At 71.8% G+C, this 19,548-nt stretch carries 14 protein-coding genes and 1 pseudogene; 12 read left to right on the forward strand and 3 right to left on the reverse strand.

From position 1 onward, the window contains the following. The 10 genes and pseudogenes from MEICH_RS29505 to cas6e all read left to right on the forward strand — a co-directional run. Positions 1–577: pseudogene (locus tag MEICH_RS29505) on the forward strand (tetratricopeptide repeat protein); the annotation flags it as partial. A 102-nt stretch (positions 578–679) separates the two neighbouring features. Further along, entirely contained in the window at positions 680–1,753 is a 1,074-nt protein-coding gene (locus tag MEICH_RS25755; RefSeq protein WP_084542400.1) for a helix-turn-helix transcriptional regulator, read from the forward strand. Further along, on the forward strand, positions 1,750–4,479 hold the full coding sequence (locus tag MEICH_RS0117105) for a CRISPR-associated helicase/endonuclease Cas3 (RefSeq protein WP_027893603.1): 2,730 nt from the start codon (positions 1,750–1,752) through the stop codon (positions 4,477–4,479). Before MEICH_RS25755 ends, MEICH_RS0117105 begins: the two co-directional genes overlap by 4 nt. Positions 4,480–4,502: 23 nt before the next feature. Then, the gene (gene casA, locus MEICH_RS0117110) at positions 4,503–6,062 is read left to right on the forward strand and encodes a type I-E CRISPR-associated protein Cse1/CasA (protein ID WP_275052629.1); all 1,560 of its coding nucleotides are present in this window, start codon (positions 4,503–4,505) and stop codon (positions 6,060–6,062) included. After that, complete coding sequence (gene casB, locus MEICH_RS25760) at positions 6,059–6,583, forward strand: type I-E CRISPR-associated protein Cse2/CasB (protein WP_051304305.1); 525 nt, start codon at positions 6,059–6,061, stop codon at positions 6,581–6,583. Before casA ends, casB begins: the two co-directional genes overlap by 4 nt. Continuing rightward, positions 6,580–6,831 carry a hypothetical protein gene (locus MEICH_RS30280; RefSeq protein ID WP_027893605.1) on the forward strand — a complete coding sequence of 84 codons (252 nt, stop codon included), beginning with the start codon at positions 6,580–6,582 and terminating at the stop codon, positions 6,829–6,831. The genes casB and MEICH_RS30280 overlap by 4 nt, the downstream gene beginning before the upstream one ends. Beyond that, positions 6,831–7,331: a DUF2939 domain-containing protein gene (locus tag MEICH_RS30285; protein ID WP_027893606.1), complete on the forward strand. Its 501-nt coding sequence runs from the start codon at positions 6,831–6,833 to the stop codon at positions 7,329–7,331. Before MEICH_RS30280 ends, MEICH_RS30285 begins: the two co-directional genes overlap by 1 nt. Before the next feature lie 8 nt (positions 7,332–7,339). Continuing rightward, positions 7,340–8,506 (forward strand): type I-E CRISPR-associated protein Cas7/Cse4/CasC, encoded by a 1,167-nt coding sequence (cas7e, locus tag MEICH_RS0117130; RefSeq protein ID WP_027893607.1) that lies wholly within the window; start codon positions 7,340–7,342, stop codon positions 8,504–8,506. A 1-nt stretch (position 8,507) separates the two neighbouring features. Next, positions 8,508–9,179 (forward strand): type I-E CRISPR-associated protein Cas5/CasD, encoded by a 672-nt coding sequence (cas5e, locus tag MEICH_RS0117135; RefSeq protein WP_027893608.1) that lies wholly within the window; start codon positions 8,508–8,510, stop codon positions 9,177–9,179. After that, entirely contained in the window at positions 9,148–9,774 is a 627-nt protein-coding gene (gene cas6e / locus MEICH_RS0117140; protein ID WP_027894322.1) for a type I-E CRISPR-associated protein Cas6/Cse3/CasE, read from the forward strand. Before cas5e ends, cas6e begins: the two co-directional genes overlap by 32 nt. 504 nt (positions 9,775–10,278) lie before the next feature. Here cas6e and MEICH_RS29845 read toward each other — a convergent pair. Beyond that, positions 10,279–15,753 (reverse strand): PAS domain S-box protein, encoded by a 5,475-nt coding sequence (locus MEICH_RS29845; protein ID WP_084542403.1) that lies wholly within the window; start codon positions 15,751–15,753, stop codon positions 10,279–10,281. A gap of 391 nt (positions 15,754–16,144) precedes the next feature. Here MEICH_RS29845 and MEICH_RS0117150 point away from each other — a divergent pair, with 391 nt between their 5' ends. Together MEICH_RS0117150 and MEICH_RS27350 are read left to right on the forward strand one after the other, a co-directional pair. Further along, the gene (locus MEICH_RS0117150; RefSeq protein ID WP_027893609.1) at positions 16,145–16,639 is read left to right on the forward strand and encodes a maleylpyruvate isomerase N-terminal domain-containing protein; all 495 of its coding nucleotides are present in this window, start codon (positions 16,145–16,147) and stop codon (positions 16,637–16,639) included. A 260-nt stretch (positions 16,640–16,899) separates the two neighbouring features. After that, a complete protein-coding gene (locus tag MEICH_RS27350; RefSeq protein ID WP_051304307.1) occupies positions 16,900–17,691 on the forward strand; it encodes a PIG-L deacetylase family protein in 792 nt (263 codons plus the stop codon). Here MEICH_RS27350 and MEICH_RS0117160 read toward each other — a convergent pair. Together MEICH_RS0117160 and MEICH_RS25775 are read right to left on the reverse strand one after the other, a co-directional pair. Further along, the gene (locus MEICH_RS0117160) at positions 17,688–18,920 is read right to left on the reverse strand and encodes a DUF3179 domain-containing protein (RefSeq protein ID WP_027893610.1); all 1,233 of its coding nucleotides are present in this window, start codon (positions 18,918–18,920) and stop codon (positions 17,688–17,690) included. The genes MEICH_RS27350 and MEICH_RS0117160 overlap by 4 nt on opposite strands. A gap of 28 nt (positions 18,921–18,948) precedes the next feature. Continuing rightward, positions 18,949–19,521 carry a cytochrome P460 family protein gene (locus MEICH_RS25775; RefSeq protein WP_051304308.1) on the reverse strand — a complete coding sequence of 191 codons (573 nt, stop codon included), beginning with the start codon at positions 19,519–19,521 and terminating at the stop codon, positions 18,949–18,951. Between the last annotated feature and the right edge of the window lie 27 nt (positions 19,522–19,548).

The following is a 19,548-nucleotide window of genomic DNA, read 5'->3' on the forward strand; positions in this document are numbered from 1 at the left end:
GGTGGTGCGGGCCGAGCTGGCGCGGCGGCGGGGCGAGGCGGTGGGGCTGGAGGGCTTCAGGCTGCCCAGCCTGTGGAGCCGGGAGGAGGCGCTGTGCTTCCCGGAGCTCTTCGCCCGGCTGGCCCCGGCGGGGCCGGTGCTCGAGCCCCGCACCCAGGCCAGGGTCGAGGTCTGGGCGGCGGGCTTGCTGCGGGTGAAGGTCAACGGGCGGCCCGTACCCCTCAAGCCGACCGGGCGCCCGGCCGAACTGCTGGCGTTCTTGCTCGAGGGCGAGGGGGAGCAGAGCATGGACGCCCTGCTCGAGGCACTCTACCCCCAGGCCCCGGCCACGCCGGAGGGGCGACGCCAGGCCTACAAGTCGCTGTGGGAGAACGTGGCCAAGCTGCGCCGGGCGCTGGGCTGGCCCCAGAGCGTCCGCAGCGAGGGCGGCTCCCTGCGCCTCGACCCCGAGGCCCACTGGGTCTACGACATGGACGACCCCGCGGCCCGCGCCAAGAAGCTCTTCCTGGAGGGCATCTACAGCAACTGGGTGGAGGAGCGGCGCCAGCAGCTCGAGGGCTCGCTTTTAGCGTATTAGGCGCAAATATCTTGATAGTTCGCTAGCACCCACCGTTCGAATGGACACTCGCTGGGTGTCCTGTCGCTATGCTCCGGGCCAGAGCCTGGAGTTCGAGCGAGCATGGGAAAAACCGCGCGACAGGAACCCGCCACCCACGAGAAGGCCCGGCGCCTCGGCGAGGCCCGGCTGTGGCTGCTGGCGAGGCCCTACACCGCGGGGGAACTGGCGCGGGCGCTGGGGGTTCACGTCCGCACCGCCCAGCGCTACCTCGGCGACCTGGGGGCGGTGCCGCTGGACGAGCGCGCCCGGCCCCCGCGCTACCGGCTCCTCACCTCCGAGGAGCTCAGCCCGGTGGAGGCCCTGGTCACCCACAGCGCCCTGCGGATGCTCTACCACCACGCCCCGGGGCACAACGCGATCTACCTCGAGGCCCTCCTCAAGCTGGCCCGCCGCATGCCCGAGCCCGCCCAGGGCGTGGCGATCCGCAGCACCGAGGACCTCAAGCGCCGCCTCTCCCGCCGCCTGGACGAGGGCGACGCGCTGGGCAAGGTGGCCGAGGCCTGGTTCCGCCAGCAGGCCATCGAGTTCTACTACCGCAAGCCCGGCGGCTCGGGGCAGGCCCGGCGCAACGAGGTCGAGGTCTACTTCGTCGAGATCTCCCGCCTCAACCTGGGGGTCTACGTCATCGGGTACGAGCGGGGCTACCACCGCAAGCTGCGCACCTACAAGCTCAACCGCATGAGCCGCATCCGCCCCGTCGGCGAGGCGGGGGCCTACAGCATCCCCGCCGACTTCGACCCGCGCCGCTACCTCTCCGACGCCTGGGGCGTGGTGGGCGGCAGCGGGGGAGAGCCGGTCGAGGTGCGCCTGCGCTTCAGGCCGGAGGCCGCCTACCGCCTGCGCGAGGGCGGCTACCCCGACATGGAGCTGCTGGACCTGCCGGACGGGGGCCTCGAGGCGCGCTTTATGGCGGGCACCGACAACGAGGGCTTTCCCCTGGAGATTTTGTCCTGGGTGCAGGGTTGGGGGCCCAGGGTGGAGGTGCTGGAGCCGGAAAACCTCCGGCGGAGGTGGCTCGAGGAGGCCCGGCAGGTGCTCGGCGAGTACGCGGGGGACAGCCGCGACCGGGCGGGACGGGGGGATGACGCCCGGCGACGGGATCTGTCGCGGCGGGGCGGGAAGGTGAGGCCATGAGGCTTTCGGGGGCTGCAAGGGCTTTGTGGGGCAAGAGCGACCGCGAGCGGAACGACGGCGCGTGGCATCCCCTCCTGCACCACATGCTCGACGTGGCCGCCTGCGCCGAGGCGATTCTGGAACGCGAGCCCCGGCGAACCCGCGAGCTGTACGCCCGGGACCTGGGCTACGCCGACTACGCCCGGGCCCGGCCCTGGCTGCTGAGCCTGATCGCCCTGCACGACCTGGGCAAGGCCAGCCCGACCTTTCAGGCCCTGTGGGGGCCGGGGGCGGCGCGGGTGAGGGAACAGGGCCTGACCTGGCCCAAGGAGCCGGAGTACGTGCCCCACGGCTTCGTCAGCCAGTTGGCGCTCGAGGAGGAGGAGCACCCCCTGAGTGCTGCGCTGGCGTGGGATTTGCTCCGGCAGGCCGCCGACGCCGTGGGCTGCCACCACGGCCTGCGGGCCTCGCCGGCCGAGTTGGACGGCGTGGGCGAACTCGAGCTGGGCACCGGCCCCTGGCAGGCCGTGCGCCGTGAGCTGGTCGAGGCGGTGCTCGAGCTCTTCGGGGCCGGCCCCGAGGACGCGCCGGGGGTTTCGGAGCTCGGCGGGGCGGGCTTCTACCGCCTGGCCGGGCTCACCAGCTTCGCGGATTGGATCGGCTCGAGCCAGGACTTCTTCGGCTTCGTCGCGCCGGTGGACTGCCTGGGGAGCTACTACCGCGCCGCCTCAGCCAAGGCCCGCGCGGCCCTCGACCGCATCGGCTGGCGCGAGCGCAGGCCCCTCAGGCCGGATAAGCTCCCCTTCGAGCGGGTGCCCTTCGACAAGGAGGGCAAAACCTATACCCCGCGTCCCCTGCAGCGGGCCGTGGCCGAGCTGCTGGAGGAGTGCGGCGAGCCCGCGCTGTTGCTGATCGAAGCGCCGATGGGCGAGGGCAAGACCGAGGCGGCGTTCTACGGCCACATCCGCCTGCAACAAACCCTGGGGCATCGCGGGATGTACGTGGCCCTGCCCACCCGGGCCACCGGCAACGCCATGTTCGAGCGCACGGCGGGCTTCCTGGAAGGGATGGGCCGCGGCGAGCCGGTAGACCTGCAGCTCCTGCACGGGGCCGCCCTGCTCAACGACGGCTACGCCCAGCTCCGGCTGCGGGCCGTGGACGAGGGCAAAACCCCTGACTCCCGCCCCGCCGTGAGCGCGCAGGAGTGGTTCTCCAGCAAGAAGCGGGCCCAGCTCTCCGAGTACGGGGTAGGGACCATCGACCAGGCCCTGCTGGCGGTGCTGCCGCTCAAGCACAACTTCGTGCGGATGTGGGGCCTGGGCAACCGCACCGTCGTCATCGACGAGGTCCACGCCTACGACACCTACACCAGCCGCCTGGTCGAGGCGCTGCTGAGCTGGCTCTACGCGCTGGGCTCGAGCGCCATCGTGATGAGCGCGACCCTGCCCAAAGAGCGGCGCGAGGCCCTGCTGCGGGCCTACGGCGCGGGCCAGGTTCCCGAGAGTGTCCCCTACCCGCGGGTGTTCAAGGTGGCCGGGGGCCGGGTGGAGGCCGTGAGCTTCGAGGCCGACCCCAGCCGGCGGGTCGCGCTCCGGCTCCAGGCCCTCCCCACCGGCTTCGCCCGGGTGGTCCCGGAGGTCCTCGCCAGCGTGGCCGAGGGCGGCTGCGCGGCCTGCGTGGTCAACACGGTCGAGCGGGCCCAGCAGTTGTACCGGGCGCTCGAGGAGCCCGCCCGGGACCAGGGCATCGAGCTCTTCCTCTTCCACGCGCGCTACCCCGCCGAGCAGCGCCAGCGGCTCGAGGGCCGCGTCCTCGGCCTGTTCGGCAAGCAGGGCCGCCGCCCGGCCAGGGCCGTCCTGGTAGGGACGCAGGTGCTCGAGCAGTCCCTCGACCTCGACTTCGACGTGATGTTCACCGACCTCGCCCCCGCCGACCTCGTCCTGCAACGCGCCGGGCGGCTGTGGCGGCACAACCGCGCCGACCGCGCCCCCAACCAGGCCCGGCCGGTGCTCCACGTGATGGGCCTGGCGCAGGAGGCCGAAGTCCCCGACTTCCAGCACGCCGAGTACCTCCCCGGCAAAAAGCTCTACTGGGAGAGCGTCTACGACCAGGCGATCCTCCTGCGCACCTACGCGCTGCTGCGCGGACGCGCCGGGCTCGAGCTGCCCGGCGACATCGACCCCCTGGTGGAGGCGGTGTACGGGCCGGGGCTCCCGCGAGGCATCCCGGAAAGCCTGGAGGCGGCCATCCTCGAGGCCACCCCCGCGCGGGAAAACCAGGGCCGGCAGGACCAGGCGCAGGCGGTCCAGGCCGTCGTCGGCCTGCCCTTCGACGGCTCCTGGCTGAGGGTGCCCGCACTCGAGCAGCACGACCCCGAGGAAAACCCCGAGAAGCACCGGGCCCTGCTGGCGGTAACCCGGCTGGGCGACCCCAGCGTGACGGTGATCCCCGTCCACGACCTGGGCGAGGGGACTTTCGAGTGCGCGGGGGTGAGGTTCGGGCTCGAGGAATCGCTCGAGGGGCGCTGGTGGCTGGCGAAGAAGCTCTACCTGCAACACCTGAGCATCTCCCGCGCGGACTTGGTAGCGGAGTTCTGGAAGGCCGGGCGCCCGCAGGGCTGGCAGGAGCACCCGCTGCTGCGCAACTGCTACCCCCTGGTCCTGAAGGGGGGGCGGGCCGGCTACGGCAACACGGAGGTCGAGCTCGACGCGACCTTAGGGCTCGTCTACCACAAGCAGAAAGGCTAGGTGATGGCTTGTACAGCTTCGACTTGCGCTCAGAGCCTTGGATTCCCGTGCGGGACATGGCGGGCAGACTCCGCGAGGTCGGCTTGCGGGAGGCGCTGACCAACGCGGCGGCCTACGGCCGCGTCGAGAGCGAGGACCCGCTCGAGGTCGTGGCCCTGCACCGCTTCCTGCTGGCGGTGCTCCACCGCGCGCTGCAGGGCCCGACGAGCCCTAAGGAGAACGCCCGGTGGCTGCGGGAGGGCTTCCCGGCCGGGGTGATCGAGGCTTACCTCGAGCGCTTCCACGACCGCTTCGACCTCTTCCACCCGCGCTACCCCTTCTACCAGGTGCCCGAGATGCCCTCCGAGGGCTACACCCAGCACTGGAGCCGCCTCTCGGCCGAGTTCGGCAGCGGCAACACCAGCCCGCTGTTCAACTACGCCAAGCGCGGGGGCGCGCCCGAGAACCCCGATAGCTGGATCACCCCGGCGCAGGCCGCGCGGCTGGTGCTCGAGCACCAGACCTTCTGCCTGGGCGGGCTGATCAAGCGCTTCATCACCTCCGCGCCCGCCGCGCCGACGGCTACGGCCGCCCACACCCTGGTCCAGGGCGACGACCTGCACCAGACGCTGTGCCTAAACCTCGTGGGCTACTCCCCGGCGGAGCACGCCGCCGACGAGGCCGTCTGGGAGGCCGAACCCCCGCGCATCGCCTACCTGCAGGGCGACCCCTCGGAGCGGCCCCGGGGGCTCGTCCACCGCTACACCTGGCGCTCGCGCTCGGTGCGGCTTTTCCCCGAGACCCTCGGCAAGGAGGTGGGCGTGCGGAGCTTCGCCTACGCCTCGGCCATCCGGCCCGTCGAGTTCGGCTTCGATGCCCTGGTGGCCTACCGGATCCCGCGCAACGCCAAGCTGGGCCTCCTGCCGCTGGGCCTGAGCAAGGACCGCGCCCTGTGGCGCGACTTCACCGCCCTGCTGCCCCACAAGCAGGGCGAGAGCGCCGACCGGATCCCCGCCGTGATCGAGTGGGCCATCGCCACGTTCGGCGAGCTCGAGCGCACCCGCCGCCCCAGCCGGGGCCTGGTGGTCGAGGTCTACGGGCAGATGAACGACCAGGGCAAGCTCGAGCTCTGGCGCTCGGAGGCCCGGCGGCTGCCCGAGCCCGTCCTGGGCCAGCGCGACGTGCGCAAGACGGTCGAGGCGCTGCTGCTCGAGGCCGACGGCGTGTGGGGCCATCTCAACTCCGCCTGCCGCCTCCTGGCCGCCGAGCTCCTGGCCCCGGGCGGGCGCACCGCCGCCGGGGAGGACGTGAGCCGCCTGGTCCAGAGCTTCCCGGCGCGGCTGGTGTACTGGGCCCGCCTGGAACGGCGTTTCTACGAGCTGCTGGGGGGGTTGCGGGAGGACTACAACGAGCAACGGGTCGAGCAGCAGTGGGGGGAGTGGCTCATCGAGATCGCCGACGACGCCTGGGACATCACCGTCCGCAGCACCGGCGGCGGGGTTCGGGCGCTGAAGGCGGCGGCGCAGGCTCAGGGGATGTTCTACGCGCAGCTCAGGCAATTGCGCGAGAAATACGGCTTGACCCGTCGGGGAGGTGGGTTTTGAGCAAAGCGGAAGAGTTCATCGCGTACCTGGAGAAGCTCGTCGAGCAGGGGGACCGGGCGGCGTTGGCGCGGCTGCGGCACAGCCTGTCCTTCGAGCCGGGGGAGTACGTCCACGCTTTCCCTTTCATCGAGCGCTTCACGGTGGGGCTGGGCCCCGAGCGGCGCAGGCTGTATTTCCTCCTGGCCGGCCTGTTCGCGGCCCACCCCGAGGCCAGCCGCGACCCCAAGGAGAGCCTGGGGCGCACCCTCAAGCGCCTCTACCTCGAGCAGTCCGAGTCCCCCTCCACCGAGCGGCGCTTCCTGGCCCTGCTGGAGGCCGACGACGGCCAGCTGCCCGAGCACCTGCGCCACCTGGTGGGCCTGCTGCGCTCGAGGGGGATCCCGCTCAACTGGGAGCGGCTGCTGCAAGACCTCATCCACCGGCAGCACGACCTCGAGGCCGTCAAGCGGCAGTGGGCACAGGCTTTTTATCGGCCCATGGAGGAAGTGGAAGAAACCCATGGTCAGGAGGCCACGGCATGAACTACGAATACAAAGCGATTCAACTACCTCGCGACATCGAGGTAAACGCCAGGAATCGGGATACGGCTGCCGCCGACCTGCTCAGCCGGGTGCTGGACGCCGAGGCCCGGCAGGGCTGGGAGTTTTACCGCATCGACACGGTCAACACCGTCGAGCCTCCGGGGTGCTTCGGCGCGCTCGGGGGTGCTCAGGCCACCTACCGCCCCCTCAACGTGGTGATCTTCCGCAAGCCGCGGGGGGAGGGCTAGTGGACACGAGAAAGCTGCTCATTCCTGTTGCGGCCGGCGGCCTGGTGCTGGCCCTGGCCTACGCCTGGTTCTCGCCCTATCTGGCCCTGCGGGGCATCCAGCGGGCCATCCAAGGCAACAACCCCTCGGCCCTCGAGCGCTACGTCGATTTTCCCCGCGTGCGCGAAAGCCTCAAGGCTCAGTTCAACCGCGTTCTGCTGGAGGAGGCGAGCAAGGACGACACCGGCTTCGGCGCGCTGGGGCTGATGCTGGCCGGCCCGATGGTGGACCGGCTGGTGGACGCCTTCGTCACCCCCGAGGGGCTGGCGAGCGTCGGCACCGGTGAAGCCCCCCAGCAGGGCGACCTCGAGGCCGTCCGCGACTGGGGCGTCCAGCGCCGGGGCTTCTCCGAGGTTTTGGTGCACCGCAAGGGCAGCCCGGGCGAGGGGCTGGTGATGGAGCGCCGGGGCCTGGGCTGGAAGGTGGTCCGGCTCCAGATCAACCTGAACAAACCCGAGTAGGAGCGACCATGAAACACCTGATCGAGCTGCACATCCTGCAAAACTTCGCCCCCTCCAACCTCAACCGCGACGACACCGGAAGCCCCAAGGACGCCTTTTTCGGCGGGGTTCGCCGGGGGCGCATCTCGAGCCAGTGCCTCAAGCGGGCGGCGCGGGAGTACGTGCGGGCCGGCGGCCTCGTGCCCCCCGAGCACATGGCCCGCCGCACCAAGCGCGTCACCGAGGAGCTGGTGAGGGCCCTGCAGGCCCGGGGCCGCCCCGAGGCCGAGAGCTTGCACAAGGCCATCGCGGCGCTGGGCGGCGTGGGGCTCAAGGTCAAGGACGCGGAGGAAGGCAAGACCGAGTACCTGCTCTTCCTGGGCCAGGCCGAGGTCGAGCGCGTCGCCGAGTTCATCGACCGGCACTGGGACGCCCTCAACGCGCAGGCCGAGCCGGAGGGGGGGAAGAGGAAGGCCAAGGACGCGAAGAAGGAGGCCAAGGCCGCGATCCCGCCCGAGCTCAAGAAGGCGCTCGAGAAGGTCCTGGACGGGGGGAGGGCCGTGGACGTGGCCCTGTTCGGCCGGATGCTCGCCGACTTGCCCCAGGCCAACCAGGAGGCCGCCTGCCAGGTGGCCCACGCCCTCTCGACGGCGGCGCTCGAGCGCGAGTTCGACTTCTACACCGCCGTCGACGACCTCAAGCCGGACGACAACGCCGGGGCCGACATGCTGGGGACCGTGGAGTTCGGCTCCTCGTGCTTCTACCGCTACGTGGCACTGGACGTCACCAAGCTGCGCGAGAACCTCCAGGGCGACGACGAGCTGGTGCTGCGGGGCCTCGAGGCCTTCCTGCGGGCCATGGTCAAGGCCAAGTCCAGCGGCAAGCAGAACAGCTTCGCCGCCCACAACGACCCCGAGTACGTCGCGGTCACGGTGCGCCAGGGCGCCGACCCGCGCAACCTCGCCAACGCCTTCGAGAAGCCGGTGCGCCCGTCGCCCGCCCTGAGCCTCACCGAGGCTTCGGTCGAGCGGCTCGAGGCCCGGTGGGAGAAGCTCGCCGCGGCCTACGGCCAGAACGGCCCCGCCTTCGTGCTCAACCTCACCGACGCCCAAAGCCGGCTCGGGGAGCCGGTGGAGAGCCTGGACGAGCTCATCGGCCGCACCCTGGCCGAGGTGCGGGCCGGCCTGGGGGCCTGAGGTGCCCACCCTGCTGCTGCGCCTGGCGGGCCCCATGCAGTCGTGGGGCACCCGCTCGCGCTTCGACGAGCGCGACACCGACCTCGAGCCCTCCAAGAGCGGCGTGATCGGCCTGCTGTGCGCGGCGATGGGCGTCGACCGCGCCGAGGAGGAGCCGGTGCTGGCCCTGGCCCGCTGCCGCCTGGGCGTGCGGGTGGACCGCGAGGGCGTGCTGCGCGTGGACTACCTCACCGCCCAGGACGAGCGGGGCGCCACCACCATCTCCCGCCGCTACTACCTGGCCGACGCCGTGTTCCTGGCGGGCCTCGAGGGGGAGGCCCCGGAGGCGGTCGAATGGCTGCAACGCGCCCACCGGGCGCTGAAGAACCCGGTCTGGCCGCTGGCGCTGGGCCGCAAGTCCTACGTGCCCAGCCCCGGGGTCTACCTCCCGGGCGGCTGGCGGGAGGAGGGGCTCGAGCAGGCCCTCACCGAGTACCCCCTGCTCGTACCCCCGGGGCCGGACGAGCGGGAGGTCAGCCGCCGCCTCGTGGTCGAGAGCCGGGGCTGGGAGGGCAGCCTGCGCATGGACCAGCCGCGCTCGAGCTTCGCGAGGCGAAAGTTCGCCGCGCGCTACGTCCAGAGCTACTACCGGGAGGTCAAGCATGTACCTGAGCCGACTGCGGCCCGACCATAGGCACGCCCGCGCCCGCGCCGACCTCGCCAGCCCCTACCAGCTCCACGCCACCCTCTGCCGCGCCCTCGCCGGCGAGGGCCAGGCCCCGCCCCGCTTCCTGTGGCGGCTGGAGGCGGGCCGGGCCCCCGTGGTGCTGGTGCAGAGCCCACGGCCTCCCGAGTGGGAGCGGCTCGAGCAGCGCTACCCTGGCTACTTCGCCCGGGCGCCCGAGTCCAAGCCGGTGCCCCTCGAGCACCTCCGGCCCGGCCAGGTGCTGCGTTTCCGCCTGCGGGCCAACCCCACCGTCACCCGCAAGGACCCCCACAACCCCGAAAGACGCAAGCGCCACGGCCTCAGGGGCGTGGAGGAGCAGCTCGAGTGGCTGTCACGCCAGGGGGAGAAAGGCGGCTTCGCCGTGCTGGGCGCGACGGTCGCGCAGAGCGAACGCGTCCGGACGTTCAAGCACGGCGGGGGCAGCCCCATCGTGCTCCAGGCCGTGCTCTACGAGGGCCACCTCAGGATCACCGAACTCGAGGCGTTCAACAACACCCTCACCGGCGGCCTGGGCCACGCAAAAGCCCTCGGTTTCGGCCTCCTGTCCGTCGCTAGGGGGTGATACCGGATTCAAAAAGATGATCATCCAAACCAAAGACCCCCAGAGGCTATCTTTTTGAACCCCAGAGCACACCCCTCCCTGAGGGTCGGCGAAGCAAGCGTATCCCTTCCAAGGGGCGGCACCGCCCTCCGCCACGCGGATAACTTCGGTCGGCCGCCCCGCCAGGGCGGGGCGGCGCCGCCGTCCGGCGCCGAACTAACCGAATCTGGTATGAGCCATTACGAGACCCGCAGCCTCCGCGAGCCCCCCGAACTCCGCGGCTGAGGATCACGCGTTTTCCCCACACAGGCGGGGATGAACCGGTGCGACAGATGAGGCACGGTCAGACCGGCGCACTTTCCCCGCGTGCGCGGGGATGGATCAAGAGTAGGACGAGCCACTGGCTCGCCCCTACGAAAGCGTCGGGCACTCGGCCATCGGCCATCGGCCATCGACCATCGACTATCGACTATCGACTATCGACTATCGACTATCGGCGTTCAGCGTTGGACACCCGTCGTACGCCTACCGCCCCGCTACCGCCCCCCGACCCTCCTCCGCCCCCGGCCACGTGAAGTAGAACGTGCTCCCTTCGCCCGGCTTGCTCTCGAGCCAGATCTTCCCCCCGTGCCGCTCGACGATCTTCTTGCACACCGCCAGCCCGATGCCGCTGCCGGGGTAGTCCTCGCGGCCGTGCAGCCGCTGGAAGATGACGAAGATGCGCTCGAAGTACTGGCTCTCCACGCCGATGCCGTTGTCCTGCACCATGAAGCGCCACATGCCGTCGTGGCGGGCGGCCTCGATGCGCAGGTGGAGGGTGCGCTCGGGGTGGCGGAACTTGAGGGCGTTGACGACGAGGTTCTGGAAGACCTGGGTGAGCTGGCTGCGGTCGGCGAGGACGGTGGGCAGGGGGCCGACCTCCACCGTCGCGCCGCTCTCCTCGATGGCGAGGTGGAGGTCCTCGAGCGTCTTGCGCAGCACCTCCCCGGCGTCGGTGGGCGCGAGCGCGCGGCCGTGGGTGCCCACCCTCGAGTAGGCCAGCAGGTCCTGGATCAGCTTCTGCATGCGGTTGGCCCCGTCGACGGCGAAGTTGATGTACTGGTCGGCCTTCTCGTCGAGCTGGCCGCGGTAGCGCCGGGCGAGGAGCTGGGCGTAGCTGCTGATCATGCGCAGGGGTTCTTGCAGGTCGTGGGAGGCGACGTAGGCGAATTGCTCGAGCTCGCGGTTGGAGCGCTCGAGCTCGGCGGTGCGCTGGGCCACGCGGGCCTCGAGCTCGGCGTTGAGGGTGCGCAGCTCGGCCTCGAGGCGCTTGAGCTCGGTGATGTCCTGGGTGAAGACCAGCCCCTGGCGCACCTCCCCGTCGGGGGCGTGCACCGGGGCCACCCGCAGCAGGTAGATGCGGTCGGCGAAGGCCACCTCGGTGCTGGCGTGCTCCCCGGCCAGGGCCCGGCGGTAGAGCGCGGCGAGCTGCTCGGCGAGGTCGGGGGGGAAGAGCTCGTAGACCGTGCGGCCCTCCAGCGCCTCGCTCGAGAGGCCCACGTCGGCGAGCCCCAGGCCGTCGGCCAGCAGGTAGCGCAGCTCCCGGTCGAAGAGGATCACCGCCCCGCCGGGGTAGTTCTCCACGAGCGAGCGGTAACGCCGCTCCGAGGCCCGCAGCGCCTCCTCGGCCTGCTTGCGCTCGGTGACGTCGCGCACCTCGATGACGGTGGAGACCGGGCGGCCCTGGGCGTCGAAGATGGGGCTGGCGGCGACGAGCACCGGGAAGAACTCGCCGTTCTTGCGGATGAACACGTCCTCGTGCTCGCGGATGTCGAAGTTCTCCGGCAGGGCGCGGTCGATGGGGCACTCGTCCTTGGGGTAGGGGCGGCCGTCGGGGTGGTGGTGGTGGATCATGTCGTGCAGCGGCTTGGCCCGGATCTCCTCGAGGGTGAAGCCCAGCATCTTCTCGGCGGCGGGGTTCATGAAGGTGCAGTAGCCCCGGGCGTCCATCATGAACAGCGCCTGGGTCGAGTTGTTGGTGATGGTGGCGTTGAGCTCGAGCTGCTGGCGCAGCGCTTCCTCGGTCTCGATCTGCTGGGTGATGTCGGTGCTGGTGCCGAACCAGCGCACCACCTGGCCCTTTTCGTCGCGCAGGGGGACGGCGCGGGTGAGGAAGGAGCGGTAGCGCCCGTCGGCCGCGCGCAGCGGGAAGACCATCTCGAAGGGCTCGCCGCTGTCCAGCGAGGCCTGCCAGCGCCGCAGCACCTCCGGCAGCACCTGGGGGTCGTGCACGGCCTCCCAGCCCCAGCCCTCCATCTCCTCGGGGGTGGCGCCGGTGTAGTCGTACCAGCGCTGGTTGTACCAGAAGACGTGGCCGCTGGCGTCGGCCATCCAGGAGAGCTGGGGCAGCGAGTCGGCGAGGCTGCGGAACTGGGCCTCGCGCTCCAGGAGCTGCCGGTAGAGCCGGGCGTGCTCGAGCGCCACCGCCGCGCGCCGCCCGAGCTCCTCGGCCAGGGCCTGGTCGCGCTCGCCGAAGCGGCGCTTGCCCCGGTTCATCCCCAGCCCGATGAGCCCCACCGCCCGCCCGCCCACCATCATGGGCACGATCAGGGCTGAGCCGAGCTCGAGCTTGCGCAGCAGCTCGAGGTGGCGCTCGTCGCGGGCGGAGGCCAGGAGCACCTCCTCGGTGACCTCGCTCACCAGCAGCGACCGGCCGCTGCGCAGGAGCTGGGGGCCCGAGTTCGGCGCCTCGGGGTCTTCGGGGTACTCCACCGAGAGCGCGTGCACCAGCCGCACCCGCTCGGGGTCGGTGTGGGCGATCTCGAGGGCCTCGAGCCTCCCGTCGGGGCCCGGCAGCCTCACGCTGCACCAGTCGGCCAGCCGCGGCACCGCCAGCCGGGCGATGGAGCGCAGGGTCTCTTCCACGTCGAGGCTGGAGGCCAGGACCACGCTGGCGTCGTCCAGGAAGCGCAGCCGCTCCTCCTCCAGCTTGCGCTCGGTGATGTCGCGGGCGATGCTGGAGGCCCCGACGACCCGGCCCGCGCGGTCGCGGATGGGCGAGACGGTGAGCGAGACGTGCAGGTCGAGGCCGTCCTTGCGCCGCCGCAGCGTCTCGTATTCCGCCACCCGTTCCCCGCGCCGCACGCGCGCGAGGATCTCCTCCTCCTCGGCGGCGAGGTGGGGCGGGATGATCACCGTCACCGGCTTGCCCACCACCTCCTCGGCGGTGTAGCCGTACATGGCCTCGGCGCCCTTGTTCCAGCTCGTGATCACCCCGGTGAGGTCCTTGCTGATGACCGCGTCGGCGGAGGACTCGACGATGGCGGCGAGGTAGGCGCTGGCCCGCTCGGCCTGCTTCTCCTCGGTCACGTCGGTGTGGATGCCCACCCACTCGCGCACGCCGCCGCCGGGGGCGCGCACCGGCACCGCCCGCACCTGCATGTGGCGGTACTCGCCGTCGTGGCGGCACAGCAGGTACTCGATCTCGTACAGCCGCTGCTCGCGCACGCACTCGCGCCAGGTCCGCGACACCCGCTCGCGGTCGCCGGGGTGGACGGCCTCGAGCCAGCCCCAGCCCCGGTACTCCTCGAAGCTCTGGCCGGTGAAGGCCGCCCAGCCCGGCTGCTCGGCGGCGAACTGGCCGGAGGCGTCGCGGGTCCACACGATCTGCGCGGTGGCCTCGACCAGGCTGCGGTAGCGCTCCTCGCTGTCGCGCAGCGCCTCCTCGGCCCGCTCGCGCTCGGTGGTGTCCTCCACGGTGCCCACGTAGCCCACCACCTGCCCGTCCGCGCCCGTGAGCGGCACGCCCAGCACCCGGCTCGAGCGCACCGTGCCGTCGGGCCGCAGCCAGCGGTAGCGGATCTCGTAGCTCTGCCCGGCCCGGGTGGCCGCGCCGCACTCGGCGATGACCCGCTCGCGGTCGTCGGGGTGGATGAACTCGACCCAGCCCCGTCCCATGCCCTGCTCGAGGGTGTAACCCCCGATCTTCTGGGCCTGGGGGTTGGTGTAGAGGTTGTAGCCGGTGGGGTCGGAGAAGTAGATGCCGATGGGCGCGTGCTCGCTGAGGGCCCGGAAGCGCTCCTCGCTCTGGCGCAGCGCCTCCTGGGCCTGCTGACGCTCGGTGATGTCGATGACCGAGCCGACGTAACCCAAGAACTCCCCGCCCGGGCCGAAGCGGGGCCGCGCCGAGTCGATGGCCCAGCGGTACTCCCCGTCCTTGCGCCGCAGCCGGTACTCCAGCCGGAAGGGCTCGCGCCGCGCGTTGGCCTCGAGGAAGATCTGCGCCGAGCGCTCGCGGTCGTCGGGGTGGACGGCCTCGAGCCAGCCGTAGCCCAGGCCGCCCTCGGGGGTCTGGCCGGTGAAGTCGTACCAGGGCTGGTTGAGGAAGCTGCACGACCCGTCGGGCTCGGTGACCCAGATCATGACGGGGGCGCTGTCGGCCATCGCGCGGAAGCGGGCCTCGCTCTCCCGCAGGGCCGTCTCCGCCCTGCGGCGCTCGGTGACGTCCGCGAAGCTGATCACCGCGCCCCGCACCTCGCCCATCTCGATCATGGGCTGGGCGCTGTACTCCACGGCCAGCGGCGCGCCGTCCTTGCGCCAGAACACCTCGTTCGTCACCCGGCAGCCCCGCAGGTCCCGCAACGCCCGGTGGATGGGACACGCCTCGGCCGGGTAGGGTTCGCCGTCCGGGCGGGCGTGGTGGACGAGGCGGTGCATGTCCTGGCCCAGCACCTCCTCCGGCGCGTAGCCCAGCATGCGGGCGGCGGCGGGGTTGATGAAGGTGCAGCGCCCCTCGGCGTCGATGCCGTAGACGCCCTCGCCCACGGACTCGAGGATCAGCCGCAGGCGGTTCTCGCTCTCGTGCAACGCCTGCTGGGCCCTGCGCTGCTCGGTGACGTCCCGGAACACCGTGTAGACCTGGGTGGGCCGCCCGGTGCCCTCCTCGAGGAGCGGGGTGGCGTCGACGCTGATCCAGCGGTACTCGCCCAGCAGCGGGTTGAACACCCCCATCAGCGTGTCCTGCACGGCCTGGCCGGTGCGCAGGGCCACCATGGCGGGGTGCTCCTCGCCGGGGAAGGGGCTGCCGTCCTCGCGCACCGTGCGCCAGCGCGGGTCGAGCGAGGTCACGCCCTGGAGCTGCTCGAGGCTCAGCCCCAGGATGCGCTGGGCGGCCGGGTTGGCGGCGAGGATGTGCCCCTCGCCGTCCTGGTACACCACCCCCAGCGGCACCGTCTCGAAGAGCTGCCGGTGCTTGAGCTCGCTCTGCTGGAGCGCGGCCTCGGCCTGCTTGCGCTCGTTGACCGCCCGGAAGTGCACCGCCAGCCCGGCGGCCTCGGGGTGCACGTGCACCTCGAACCAGCTCTGCAGCGGCGGGTAGTAGGCCTCGAAGGCCGCGGGGACGCCCTCCTGCATCACCTTGGTGTACTGCCGGTAGAACTCGCTGCCCACCGCGTCGGCGTACTCCTCCCAGATCCCCTTGCCCAGCAGCTCCTCGCGCGAGCGCCCCAGCAGGCGCTCGGCCTCGCGGTTGAGGTAGGTGAAGCGCCAGTCGCGGTCGAGGGCGAAGAAGGCCTCGCCCATCTGCTCGCGCGTGCCGATCAGGTCGGCCTGGGCGCGGCGCAGCGCGTCCACTTCGGTGCAGGTGACCGCCCACCCCGCCCCGTCCAGCGGGGCCAGGTGGGCGCTGAACCAGCGGTACTGCCCGTCGTGGCGGCGCAGGCGCAGCTCGAGGTCCTGCTCACCCTGCTGCGCCCGGGACCAGGCCGCTTCCCAGCCGGGGCGGTCGTCGGGGTGGAGGGCCTGGGCCAGGACGGCCTGGGGGTCGGGGGAGGGGGTCAGGCCGGTGAAGCGCAGGAAGGACCGGTTGAAGAACACCGCCCCTGCGTCGCCGGTAACGATCCAGGCGGGGTGCGGCAGGGCGTCGGCCAGGCGGGTCGCCTCGAGGTTCACGGGGTCCGCGCTGGCCTTGTTCCTCCCGGCCTCCTGGAAGGTTGGGGTGGGCAAGGGTTCTGGGTCGGGCATTTTCAGCTAATCAGGATATCAAGGGTGAGAGGCGTCGGGCCGAGGGCCGGCAGGGCATCGCGCGGCCCCCGGCTCAGGGCGGCTGCTCGAGCCCGTGCCCGGACCGGCTCGAGCCCGCCCGCACACCTGAGCGTGCGGGCTCCAGGGTGCGCTCGAGTGGGGCGCGGTCCAGGGAGTGCATGAAGCCTCGGGGGGCGCAAACAGTCGCCGCTCGCGCCGCAGCTTTATGGAGGCGGCTGAGGCCCGGCTGTGGGCCAGTTGAGGGCTGGCTGAGAACGTGGGCGCGGGGTTAAGATGGGGGATATCGTCACTGCCGCGGGGATAGAACCCGTCCCTGCTTCCCGGAGCATCCGTCCACTCACGACCCGCGATTCTTGGTGAGGAGGTGGGTATGCACGCGCTGGACGTGTTGAAGTACGGGCATCTGACGCTGATGCGGGCCCTCGAGGGGCTTCCCGCGGAGGCCTGGGAGCTGCGGGGGGTGGTGGGGGTGTGGTCGGTCCGCGACGTCGTGGCCCACCTGGCCTCCTACGAGCAGGCCCTGGCCGAGCTTTTCGGCTCCCTCACCGACCCGGGCCGCCCCACCCCGACCCTCGACGGCCTGCGCAGCCACGAGCGCTTCAACGACGAGCAGGTGGCGCTGCGCCAGGGCCGTAGCCCGGCCGAGGTGCTGCACGAGTACGAGGACTGGCACGCCCAGGCCATGGGCCTCGCCCGGTGGGTCCCGCTCGAGACCTACCGCCAGGCCGGCCTGCTGGACTGGTACGGCGCGGAGTACGACCTCGAGGACTTTCTGGTCTACACCTACTACGGCCACAAGCGCGAGCACTCCGCGCAGATCGCGCTGTTCAAGAAGCGGCACTTGCAGGGGGTCGAGGGTCGATAGCCGATAGCCGATGGCCGGATGCCGAACGCGGGTAGTACGTCGTACGCAATACGCCAAACGCAAAACGCCAAACGCCAAACGCTAAACGCCTTTTCTTCACCCCCCTTAACAAGGGGGGCTGGGGGGGATAAACCCTCCCCGCCGGCGTGGAGGGAAGGGGAGGGGCAACCAGGAGCCATAAGCTGACGGCTGACGGCTGATAGCTGACGGCTTTCTGTTATCTCAGAAAGCGAGGCGACGTGGAGCGAGTGCTCAGGTTGATGGCCGTTTTCGCGCACCCCGACGATGAGTCGCTGGGGATGGGGGCTACGCTGGCGAAGTACGCGGCGGAGGGGGTGGGGGTTTATCTGGTGTGCGCGACGCGGGGGGAGCGGGGCTGGCGGGGGCTGGAGGAGGAGCACCCGGGCCCTGAGGCCGTGGGCCGCGTGCGCGAGGCCGAGCTGCGGGCGGCGGCCGGGGTGCTGGGGGTGCGGGAGGTGGCCTTCCTGGGCTACCCCGACGGCGGGCTCGACCGGGCCGACCCCCGGGAGGCCACATGGCGGCTGGTGGGGCACTTGCGGCGGGTGCGGCCGGAGGTGGTGGTCACCTTCAGCCCCGACGGGCACACCGGCCACCCCGACCACATCGCCGTCTCGCAGCTCACCTGCGGGGCGGTGGTCTGCGCGGCCGACTCGAGCTACCCCGACCCCCAGCCGCCCCACCGGGTGCAGAAGCTGTACTACCTCGTCGACTCGCTCGAGCTCGTCGAGTGGGCCCGGCAGGCCCTGGGCGACATCGGCATGACCGTGGACGGGGTCAGGCGGCCGCACACCGGCTGGGCCGACTGGGCCATCACCACCCGCGTGGACGCCACGGCGCACTGGCGGGCCGCCTGGGAGGCCATCCAGTGCCACCGGAGCCAGTCGCACACGCTCGCCCGCCTGCGGACGCTGGCGGAGGCGACCCACGAGCGGGTCTGGGGCTGGAGCCACTTCTACCGGGTGTTCAGCCTGGTCAACGGCGGGCGGGTCAGGGAGTCCGACCTGTTCGAAGGCCTGCGCGAGGCGCACTAGCGGAGCTGGGCCTCGGGCCGGAAGGCCGTCCAGGCGAACCAGAAGGGCACGTCGTGGGGGAGGGGGGTCAGGCGCTTGCCCTTCAAGGGGCCCTCCACCGCCTGCCCCAGCAGGTTCCAGCGGCTGCCGCTCTCCCGGTCGGTCCAGCCCTGCCCGTCCCACTCGAAGCTCAGGGTCCGGCCCTCGAGGGTGCGCCGGAAGACCCCCACCGCGCCGGCATCCTTGGCCTGGGCGATGGTGGCTGCGTCCAGGACGCTGCGGGTCCCCGGCGCCCACCAGACCGCCACGTCCACCCCGCCCACCCGGTCGTTGACCGCCCGCCGCCGGGCCAGGCTCGAGAAGGCGTAGGCCACCGCCTCGCCGCCCACCTCCAGGCCCAGCACCCGCTCCCTCGCCGGGAGGCGGCGGTCCTCGAGGACGCGCCCCACGAAGCCGGGCGTCTCGAGCCGCTCGTAGCCCAGGTAGGGGTTCTGGGCGTAGGGCCGGGGGTAGCCGGTCTCGAGGGAGAGCACCTGCCCCTGCGGGTAGGCCCGCGCGAACTCGGCGGCGCTCACCACCTGGGCCGGCAGGCGCAGCAGCTCGGCCGAGGCCAGGGTGCCCACCACCCCCGCGTGCAGGAACTGCGAGAACACGCTGCCGCTGGCGGAGTCGAACATCAGGAGGTTGGCGTTGTAGAGCATCCCCGAGGTGCCGAAGGTGACCTCGAGGCCCCACGGCGGGGCCTCCCGGCCGGTCTGCTCGCGGTAGCGGGCGCGGAAGTCGTCGTCGAGCGGGAGCACCCGGGCGGCCGGGTCGAGCCGGAGCACCGCGTCGCGCTGCTCGGGGGTGAGGGGGACGCGCCGGTCGAACACCGCGAAGCTGTGGCTCGGCGGGCTGAAGGCCACGGCGACGGGGACGCCGGCGCGGTCGTTGACGACCTCGTGCCACAGCAGGAGCCGCAGGGGGTAGCCCTTGCCGCCGTGGACGATCAGCGGCTCCTGGGCGTCCAGCCAGCTCGAGCGCTCCAGGGGCACGAAGGCCGGCGCGGGGGTGGCCGCGAAACGGCCGGTGCGGTCGCCCCCGAAGCCCAGCGCTGGGACGCCCTGGGGCGGCGGGCCCGCGCTCAGGACCTGCTCGAGCGGGATGGTCGAGCGGGTGGTGTCGGTGCCCAGGAGCGGGAAGTTCGACTCGGCCCGGGCCCACAGCCCGGCACACGCGGCCAGGGCCAGGGCGGTCTTCAGGGTGCGCATGGGGCTTCCGTCCCTTCGCGGCGCGCGCTCAGCGCGGGGTGCACAGTTGCCGCCCCGAGAGGTTGCAGCGGCTGTACTGGAGCTCGCCGCTGGCGGCGAAGCGCTCGAGCATCGCCTTGGAGATCACCAGGTCGTCGTCGGCGGCCTCCTGGTGGCAGACCAGGCAGTTGCCCGGCATCTCGATGACCACGGGCTCGGGCTTGCCGTCGAGCGTGTACGCCCCGAAGCCCCAGACCCGGCTGCCTTCCCCGGGCTGGAGCTTGGTCATGACGTGGAGCTGGTTGTCCTCCTTGGCCCGCACCAGCCGCCCGCCGGCGTCCTGCCGCCCGTCGCCGCTGAAGGTCTCGATCGCCAGGGTGGTGCCCACCGGCAGCGGCAGCCCCTGCCGCAGGGCCTCCAGGCCCTGCGCCGAGACGTAGAGGTCGCGGGACTTGCCGTCGCTGCGGTCCACCACCGCGTACCTCACCAGGGTTTGGCGGTGGTCCTGGGGAAAGGGCACCATGGGGTTGGGCTTGGCGGCGAGCAGCAAGCCCGCGAGCCCCAGCCCCAGGCAGCCCCGGAGCAGCCTCGAGCCGGAAAGCCGAAAAACCCGTGGGACCACGGCGACACCTCCTGCTGGCTTGATCAC

The organism is Calidithermus chliarophilus DSM 9957 (genome assembly GCF_000430045.1).
Taxonomy (GTDB): Bacteria; Deinococcota; Deinococci; order Deinococcales; family Thermaceae; genus Calidithermus; species Calidithermus chliarophilus.